Below are 2,697 nucleotides of genomic sequence, written 5' to 3' on the forward strand. Positions count from 1 at the left end.
GACGCTCCCTCTCTTACGGTGGCTGTCAAACACCACCATTCTGGCACATCGATGCCGTCGAGGGGGCGTCCACCCCATCACTATCCGATCTGCCGACCGGACCGGCATTGTCAGTTGCCGTGGAGCAGGCGTTGGCCGCGCCTTATACACCGTCTCCCCTTCCGGACGCAGCGCCTGGGTCATCAAGGTCGAAATGCGCGACGGGGACTTTGCCCGAAAAGGTTTGCCTGGACTTGAGGTCGGAGGCGGACCCTGACGTCCTGGAATTCTCTCATCGCTGTTGCTGACATCTTCATCCAGAACCTGAAGCACGGCGTCATCGAAAGACGGAGATTCGGGTCTGCGGACCTCCGCCGACGCTTTCTGCGGCGATCATCTACGACCTGCAGAACCTACCAGACGGTGCGCGCCGGCGTGAACTACCGTCGCTGGCCCCCACGGTGCCTACCGCTCTGCCGGTGGCACAGGTCAAAATGTTGCTCGGTCGCGATGGGCACGGGGTCAAACCGGAAGAGGCTGCCAGGCATAATGGCGCACGCTCCGCTCGGGCCTGCCCCGTTTGCGTCCACGCGGGTCGGTCCGATGTGGCGAAGAAGGAAGCTGATGCCTTCTGTAATGGCGTATCCTGGTATGGCGGGCCTGGCGTGAGGCCGTCGAATGTTTCAATGAGATTATCTGGCCCTGATAACAGGCTGGACACTTCCTTAGGCAAAGCCTGGGTGAGCGCCTTCGGTGCGGTCGTGGTCGTACTTTTCGGCTGAGGCAGCCGCCGCCGCCGGCATGAGCAGGGCGCGGCAGCGGGCGAGCTTTTGCGCCCGGTGGGGATTGCCAACGAAGCGAAGTAGCGGATGCCATGAAGGCCTTCGGGCAGAACATGCAGCAAAAAGCGGCGGATGAATTCGTCCGCCGAGACGGCCATGACTTTTTGCCGATTGCTGGGCCGGTAGTCCTTCCAGCGGAAACGAACCGTGCCGTCCTCGATGTCGATGAGGCGGTTGTTGGAGACGGCGACGGGGTGCGTATGCGCCCAGCGGAAGAGAAGGCCGGAACAGTGCCTCGAGAGACCCCATGCCGGCTCACGATACAACCTCCAACGCGGGCATGGCCAATGACTGTCGCAAAACTTTTACAAACGCTATGAAAACACTTCACAAACATTTTCTTTAGTTGCTCTGCGATGTGTGCAAAACTTGATTAAAATTTCAGTAAAGTAGAAAGGAAAACAAGTGGCATACAACGTTAGTAATAAAGTATCTTTGTCAGAACTTCAGTTATACTTCAGTAATGATTACATCCATTTTGGAGATGTGATCAATCCGCCGAAGACAAGTGATCGACAAGTAGGAATAATTTGGAAGCTTCTTTCTCTTACACAAGACAGCTCAGTTCTTGAACTCGGATGCGGCTATGGGCGGATTACCAACCGATTGGCGGAAAAAGGAGCGCAGGTAACCGGACTTGATATCTCGCAGAACTTACTAAAAAAAGCCGAAGCGGATGCGGCTGAAGGCGGAGTAAATGTCGAGTATGTTCTGGGCGACATGCGCTCACTTCCCTGGCGAGATCGATTCGACGCGGCTTTTCTGTGGTACACGACCTTTGGCTATTTCGATGACGCTGATAATGAGAGAGTTCTTCATGAAGCCGCTTCTTCACTTCGAAAGGGCGGGCGTCTGCTAATCGATAACCCCAATCGCTTCGAGTCCCTGCGGCACAAGTTTCCCGTGTGTTCCGTTGCGCAGCGTAACGACGATGTACGAATCGATATATTTAGCAACGATGTGCTAAGCGATCGCCAGAACCTCGAAAGGATTATCGTCTGCGATGGACGCGTTAGACGAACGCACCTTTCTTACAGGCAGTATGGGTTTTCTGAATATGTTCGCATGTTGCGAAGCGCGGGCTTCGAGACTGTTGAAGCTTATGGGGAGGAAGGTGGAGCGTTTACATCCGATAGCTCGCGCCTCATGGTTGTCGCATACAAATAATATCAACGGCATAGCCTAGTGGATGGAATCTAACATTTGGTGCCCGCGTTTGACGGCGGCGATGATCTTGTCTGGATCGGCGGTCCAAGTGAAGGGTTTAGGTTGCTGGTTGTGCTCTGCAACGAAGCGGTTGATCGCCGCCTGGAGGTCGACGACGGAGTGGAAGACGCCGCGCCTGAGACGACGCTTCGACAGTTTTGCGAAGAAGCCCTCAACCGCGTTGAGCCCCCAGCGCCACACGAGGTCTTCGATTTGCCGGTTTGCCGCATGATCTCGACGGTGCCGGTGCCGTTGACGCTCAGCAGGATGATCTCGGCGCGCCAGACATGCTTCTGCGGCGTATTGCGATCTCTGATCAGCGCGCCCAGACGCTGACGATCAATCGAAGAAACGGTGAGCAATATTCCTGTGCGCATGCGCCAGACTCGTATGCGCACTCACAAAAGGGAATCCCCAGCCGGACTCTTATGTCAGGCGTAAACCACTAGCTATAGCTAGCTGCACAGCCTGTCCGAAAAACCATTAGCAGGCCAGCGGTGAAATCCCTCATTAGACGCCGCGTCTTGAAGGATTTCGGCAAGACGCATGGTTTTTGAGGACTTTGCGAGTTAGCCAATGTTACCTTTTGAGGAAAGCAAAGCCAAGACAGCCTCGTGCAATCGTCATTTTATCAAAAATAGGCAAGATAGGAGAAAGCTGCTCATGCCGG

General features: G+C 55.1%; 1 protein-coding gene and 3 pseudogenes. 1 reads left to right on the top strand and 3 read right to left on the bottom strand.

From position 1 onward, the window contains the following. Positions 1 to 619 precede the first annotated feature (619 nt). Positions 620 to 1,093 (bottom strand): annotated as a pseudogene (locus NKJ28_RS32870) (transposase); the annotation flags it as partial. Positions 1,094 to 1,226: 133 nt separating this feature from the next. Between NKJ28_RS32870 and NKJ28_RS32875 the strand changes: the two are divergent. Beyond that, positions 1,227 to 1,988, top strand: a complete 762-nt coding sequence (locus NKJ28_RS32875) for a class I SAM-dependent methyltransferase (RefSeq protein WP_352638592.1) — start codon at positions 1,227 to 1,229, stop codon at positions 1,986 to 1,988. 15 nt (positions 1,989 to 2,003) lie between these two features. On the opposite strand, the pseudogene NKJ28_RS32880 reads toward NKJ28_RS32875, so the two are convergent. Further along, a pseudogene (locus NKJ28_RS32880) lies at positions 2,004 to 2,213 on the bottom strand (IS630 family transposase); the annotation flags it as partial. A 3-nt stretch (positions 2,214 to 2,216) separates the two neighbouring features. Next, positions 2,217 to 2,404: pseudogene (locus NKJ28_RS33140) on the bottom strand (IS630 family transposase); the annotation flags it as partial. Between the last annotated feature and the right edge of the window lie 293 nt (positions 2,405 to 2,697).

It is taken from the genome of Mesorhizobium sp. M0145, assembly GCF_040322355.1.
Taxonomy (GTDB): domain Bacteria; phylum Pseudomonadota; class Alphaproteobacteria; order Rhizobiales; family Rhizobiaceae; genus Mesorhizobium.